Genomic DNA, 5,843 nt, shown 5'->3' with positions numbered 1-5,843 from the left:
GCAACGCAGCGGCGATCGCCGTGAATGGGTTGTGACACAAAAAGCAGGCTGGCATTGTGGGGCTTATGTGATGCCGGACGGTGAGATTATCGGTCAGCCTTATATGCCTGTGGCGTTTAGTGGTGGCACATCCGCCATTGCCGGTTATGTGATCAGGGGAAGCGCCGAACAGTGGAAAACACACGTTGCGTCATTGCTGCAAGGCAACCGCTCAATGATGCTGGGCGTACTGGTGGGATTGTCTGCCCCACTTAATTCACTAACAGGCGGGAGCTGCTTCGGTGTGCATTTATTCGCCCAATCCTCCGCAGGGAAAACCACCACCGTTGAGGCGACCAGCAGCTTATACGGTGATCCCGAAGAACTGAAATTATCGTGGCACGGTACTAACCACGGTTTAAACAATGAGGCCGCAGCCCGTAATGATGGCTTTATGCCCATTGACGAAATCGGACAAAGCTCGAATCCGAAGGAAGTCGCTAACAGTGCCTACAGTCTGTTTAACGGTGTCGGTAAAATTCAGGGAAAACGGGAAGGTGGAAACCGTGCCGTGATCCGCTGGAAGATTGCTGCTCTTTCAACAGGCGAGGAAGATTTAGAAACGTTTCTGATAAAAGGTGGGATCACGCCAAAAGCCGGACAGCTTGTCAGGCTGCTCAGTGTACCGTTTATTGATACGGCATGTTTCAATGGCTATGAGGATGGTGATTCTCATGCAAGAGCTATTAAGCGTGAATCCAAACGCTATTGTGGTACAGCTGGTCGGGCATGGATTCAATGGCTGTCTGAGTATCAGGAGCAGGCAATAGAAATGACTGCCCGTAAAGAAAAAGAATGGCTTGATAACCTGCCAGAAGAAGCCTCAGCGCAAGTCAAGCGCGTTGCCGTGCGTTTCGCGTTACTGGAGGCCGTTGGAGAGCTGGCATCCCATATCACCGGCTGGAGTAAAGAAGCGAGTCATGCTGCGGTAAAACAAAGTTTCGATGACTGGTTAGCCGATTTTGGCATCGGAAACCGGGAAAAATATCAGGTAATAACGCGAACGCGTGACTTTATCCAGAAATACGGGCTGTCACGCTTTCAGCCTTATACCTACGGCAGGCCAAACGGGGATATTGATACCTCACACGCCATGAGGATTAGTGATCTTGCGGGGTATCTGGTGCATAACCGCCGTCATGACGGACAGGCGGAATACCACATTATCCCCAGTGTATTTGAAGCAGAGATATTGCAGGGATTACAGAAGAAATCCGGCTTTGAAGCCTTAGAAGAGGCTGGAATGCTGGTTAAAGCGGAGAAAGATCGCTTTATCAGCAAAACCATCTCAGTCAATGGTACTCAAGGACGGTTTGTGGTGCTGATTTTCAGGGATGAGGATTAACCTCACGTAAGATAAAAAAATGTTGGGATAACGGGATATTGGGATAAAAAAGATTTATTTTAAAATATATCAGTTAGTTATAGATATTTTACTTATCCCGTATTATCCCGCACTATCCCGTAACATCAGGTGATTACAAATAAAGTGATATCGTGGCAATGGAAGTTATCCCGAAAAAGATTTTTCTCTGGTAGGTTATAATTTATTGAATTTTAAATAATTTAAATTAGTGACATGATGTTACGGGATAGGCTGGGATAACATGGGATAGAGTAACGCAATGAAATATATAATAAATAGGTCATTTACCCCGTTATCCCGTGAAAATTGGTGCAGTTATATAAAGATAGCCGATAGTAACGGTTATCTTTTTTCAAATCTCCGAGCTGCTGGGTTAATCTATTAGCCCGGTAGCTCGGAGAAGACAAGCGTAGCGCGTCAGTGTCAATCTGAATTTCGGGTGTGAAAATATTATCTTCTCACACCCACCTGAGATTACGCTATGGCTTTATCCACGGCTCGGCAATCTGCAATGTGATCAAATAGCGCTCTTCATCAGGATGATCATTATCTTGGAAAAGCGCTATATTTAACATTATCTGATACTGTTCACCTGCTTGCCAAAAAGTTGTTCCAGCCCCCCCTTTCATACTACGCAGTTGAACATGCAATTCTGGAGTGTTGTCTAAAGCCGGGCGTTCTTTAGCTTTGGTAAGTACCCAACCCACTTTGTGCCACTGATCTTGTAAATCCAACACAATTTTGATCGCATCATCGTAAAGTAATGGCTCTATTTGTGGTGACATGCGCACACTATTGATTATTCCATCATCAAACATAACAGTAAAAAATCGGGCTGGAGGGGTCACAAACTCATATTTGGGGTCAATAAAGCGTAGGCGTGCATCCGTTTTTGGAGTGTTATACCAAGCGTGACCAGGCATATGAGGATCAATAACAGCACTAGAACGTTGTCGCATTTCCTCATAAGGCTCACCGATCACCAAGGCTATCTCGGCGGGTTCGCGAGAATAAAAGACATGATAAAGATAGATGCCTGCCAGGCCTAGAATGATAAGCAAAGATAAAACTAAACTACTGCGCTGCCAATCTATGCCTTGCAACAAACTCATTCTAAACCTCGCTCTGAAGCAATTGCTTGTATCGATTTTTCGATCAAATTTCGTTTACTATTCCTGTGTAACAACTCATCAAAATGTTGTGCAGCTCCCCGATTTATCGAGTTAATTCATTAGCCCGGTAAATCGGAGAAAACAAGTGCAGCGCATCAGTCTGAATAATTCCTTATCCACGGCTCGGCAATCGCTAACGTGATTAAATATCGCTCTTCGTCAGGATGTCGGTCATCTTTGAAGCGCGCCATAATCAACATGATCTGATACTGTTCACCTACTTGCCAAATGGTCGATTCAGAACCTTTTAAACTACGAAGCTCAGCACGTAATTCGGGCGTATTGGCTAAGGCTGGAGACTCCGTAGCTCGAGTCAACACCCATCCCGTTTCACGCCACTGATCTTGTAAATCCAGTACAATCTTGATTGCATCGTCATAGAGTAACGGTTCGATTTGTGGAGACATGCGCACGTTCTCGATTATTCCTTTATTATAGGAAACAGTAAAAAATCGTGCAGGAGGGGTAATAAACCCGTATTTCGTATCGGTAAAGCGTAAGCGTGCATCCGTTTTTGGGATTCTGAACCCGATGCTATTATCATATGGTGAGCTAATTTTAGCACTGGAGCGTTGCCGCATCGCCTCATAAGGTTCACCGATCACTAAGGCTATTTCGGCTGGTTCACGGGAATTAAAAGAATGGTAAAGATAGATGCCTATCAGACTCAGAACGATTAATGATGCCAATATTAAACGCCCACGTTGCTGCAACACGCGTTGTAACAGATTCATTTGACACCTCCATTTGACACAACATCCTAGATAGTGGGTGTGAAAGTATTATCTTCTCACACCCACCTGAGATTACGCTATGGCTTTATCCACGGCTCGGCAATCTGCAATGTGATCAAATAGCGCTCTTCATCAGGATGAGCATCATCGTGGAAAAGCGCTATATTTAACATTATCTGATACTGTTCACCTGCTTGCCAAAAAGTTGTTCCAGCCCCCCCTTTCATACTACGCAGTTGAGCATGCAATTCTGGAGTGTTGGCTAAAGCCGGGCGTTCTTTAGCTTTGGTAAGTACCCAACCCGCTTTGTGCCACTGATCTTGTAAATCTAACACAATTTTAATCGCATCGTCGTAGAGCAAAGGTTCGATTTGTGGTGACATGCGTACGCTATTGATTATTCCTTTATTAAAGGAAACAATAAAAAATTTGGCTAAGGGAGTCACAAACCCATATTTCGGGTCGGTAAAACGCAAGCGGGCATTTGTCTTGGGTTCGTTGTACCAAATTTCATCAGGAATGTCTGGATCAATAGCGGCACTGGAGCGCTGTCGCATCGCCTCGTAAGGTTCACCGATCACTAGGGCTATTTCTGGATCACGGGCATAAAAGACATGATATAAGTAGATAATCGTCAGACCCAAAACAATGGATAGTACTATGATTAAACTACCACGTCGTAGGCCTAAGCGCCGTAATAGATTCATTTTACACCTCCACCTGAAGCAATAGCTTGTATCGATTTTTCGATCACATTCCGTTTATTGCTATGTAGCAATTCATCAAAGCGTTGTGCTGCCCTGAGAACGAAAGGCATACGTTGCTTAACCTCAGCGAGATTAGCCAGCGGATCATCGCTAAATTGAATAGCACGCTCATCTCCATCAGGAAGTTTGCACTGACTGGCTAGCGTTAATTCAATAGACTCAGTTATACCAGCAGGAAGAAGATTTGTGACATAAGCTGCATGATTACTACGCAATAACCCAACTAAAGTGAGATCACTGTACATTGAAGTTTGTAATATATTGACCTGCTCGTGGTAGGCGAGGAATTTAACACTTTCAGCAATGTTATCCAAGTCTATCGCTTCAAAGGTTTGTAGAATCTCTTTGTAAGGGAGACCAAATTTCAATTTTTTTTGCTCTATTGGCCACAATACTGGGAATTCACTATTGCCGTAGATACCTTGTCGTATATCTAGGCAAGTTTTGAGTTCCTCTAATCCACGTTGCTTGTAGAAAGCATGTAGTGGGTATACATCCAAAAATAACGCTGTATTACCGAGTGCCATCATCGTATAGACATAATTAAACGACCCCTGTGCTGCCTTTGACATTCCAATACGCTTGAGTTCATCGGGTGAAGGTACTGATGGCAATGGCGATGATGGTAATGAGGATAAATCTGATACTGTTTCTGTTACTGATGATACTGTCGTTGCTCCTGACGCTGATGATAATGGAAATAATATTGTTGCTGCTGTTGTTGATCCCGATATTGCTGTTGATGCTCCTGAAAAAACAGGTGATAATTGATTGTTTTTGCTAGCTTTTTCAAGTTCTTCCTTAGCCTTGGCACTGCTCTCACTTTCACGGATAGTAATCGTTGGAAAATTCAACTCAAATTCTCTTTCTTGTAAGCTTTCACGTCTACGCAGTATGGCCTTATCTTCAGTTTGCATCTTTTTGATCATCACAATGGCATGCAATAACCCACATCCCACCTGTTTCGAAGCAAAAGCAGCAAGACCAGCCCACTGAAAACGATTATCCTTTAACCATATATTAGCGTAAGTCTGATTAATACGTTTGTTACGTTCTATAGGATCGGCAATCAATTTACCGCCTTGCCCTACAATCTCTTCGGCTTCTTTTTGGTATCGGTACCAGAGACATTCAGCCGTGAGTATAGGTACATCAACAACTTTTCCATATATCTTATCAAGATAAGGCTTACACTCTGCGAGAGACTTAGTGCATCTGTTCAATGTTAAGCTATCGTATCGATGTTGTTTGAAAAATTTGACTTCTTCCTTTCTAACAGGAAAGCGGGGAGATATCTCGACAAAAAGAGGTATGGTCGCTAAAATCTCTTCGCTGCTAACTCCATTCCCATCAGATACTCCCTGAGTTACGACTGCCTCACCCTTTAGCACCGTGTACTCCTTGTTAGGTATAGGTTTACCCGTGTAATCTGCCACAAGCCGAATACGAGCAACACGCTCAGCTACTTTCGGGCAATCAGGGCAATAAATCGAGTTCTCATTACTCACTGGTCTTTCTCCTGTTCTTTTTCTTGTTCCATCACCAGCAGGTAATCCCGGCTGGACACTTTTTCAATATGTTGCCCGGCTTCGAGTTTTTGTCGCAGCCACTGTTCAATCCTAGGTTCCAAACTGCCTTCAGGCTTATCCAGTTGCTTCGCCATCGAGCCGTGATTTTCCCATAGATCACAATACAGTGAGCTGGTTAACACTTTCAGTCCGTAGGGAGAACGTAGCCAGACGGCCAGCAAGTGCTCACCCAATGT

At 44.0% G+C, this 5,843-nt stretch carries 5 protein-coding genes and 1 pseudogene; 1 reads left to right on the top strand and 5 read right to left on the bottom strand.

Annotation, left to right across the window (positions count from 1 at the left end):
• Positions 1-1,384, top strand: a 1,384-nt coding sequence (locus tag AACS90_RS18355) for a DUF927 domain-containing protein (RefSeq protein WP_153043703.1), incomplete at its 5' end; no start/stop codon positions are given.
• 500 nt (positions 1,385-1,884) lie between these two features.
• Here AACS90_RS18355 and AACS90_RS18350 read toward each other — a convergent pair.
• From AACS90_RS18350 to AACS90_RS18330, 5 genes and pseudogenes are all read right to left on the bottom strand, one after another.
• Positions 1,885-2,517: a hypothetical protein gene (locus AACS90_RS18350; RefSeq protein ID WP_099123481.1), complete on the bottom strand. Its 633-nt coding sequence runs from the start codon at positions 2,515-2,517 to the stop codon at positions 1,885-1,887.
• A gap of 155 nt (positions 2,518-2,672) precedes the next feature.
• Entirely contained in the window at positions 2,673-3,311 is a 639-nt protein-coding gene (locus AACS90_RS18345) for a hypothetical protein (RefSeq protein ID WP_099123480.1), read from the bottom strand.
• A 77-nt stretch (positions 3,312-3,388) separates the two neighbouring features.
• The gene (locus tag AACS90_RS18340) at positions 3,389-4,018 is read right to left on the bottom strand and encodes a hypothetical protein (RefSeq protein WP_099123479.1); all 630 of its coding nucleotides are present in this window, start codon (positions 4,016-4,018) and stop codon (positions 3,389-3,391) included.
• A complete protein-coding gene (locus AACS90_RS18335; RefSeq protein WP_153043701.1) occupies positions 4,015-5,586 on the bottom strand; it encodes a DUF2515 family protein in 1,572 nt (523 codons plus the stop codon). Before AACS90_RS18335 ends, AACS90_RS18340 begins: the two co-directional genes overlap by 4 nt.
• Positions 5,583-5,843 (bottom strand): annotated as a pseudogene (locus tag AACS90_RS18330) (DUF4123 domain-containing protein); the annotation flags it as partial. The gene AACS90_RS18335 and the pseudogene AACS90_RS18330, both read right to left, overlap by 4 nt.

It is taken from the genome of Xenorhabdus sp. KK7.4, assembly GCF_963876465.1.
Lineage (GTDB): Bacteria > Pseudomonadota > Gammaproteobacteria > Enterobacterales > Enterobacteriaceae > Xenorhabdus > Xenorhabdus stockiae.
This window is presented reverse-complemented; position numbering and strand designations above follow the sequence as displayed.

Excerpts from the sequence above, each read along its gene's own strand:
- AACS90_RS18350 (WP_099123481.1), bottom strand. The coding sequence starts at position 2,517 with ATGAGTTTGTTGCAAGGCATAGATTGGCAGCGCAGTAGTTTAGTTTTA.
- AACS90_RS18345 (WP_099123480.1), bottom strand. The coding sequence starts at position 3,311 with ATGAATCTGTTACAACGCGTGTTGCAGCAACGTGGGCGTTTAATATTG.
- AACS90_RS18340 (WP_099123479.1), bottom strand. The coding sequence starts at position 4,018 with ATGAATCTATTACGGCGCTTAGGCCTACGACGTGGTAGTTTAATCATA.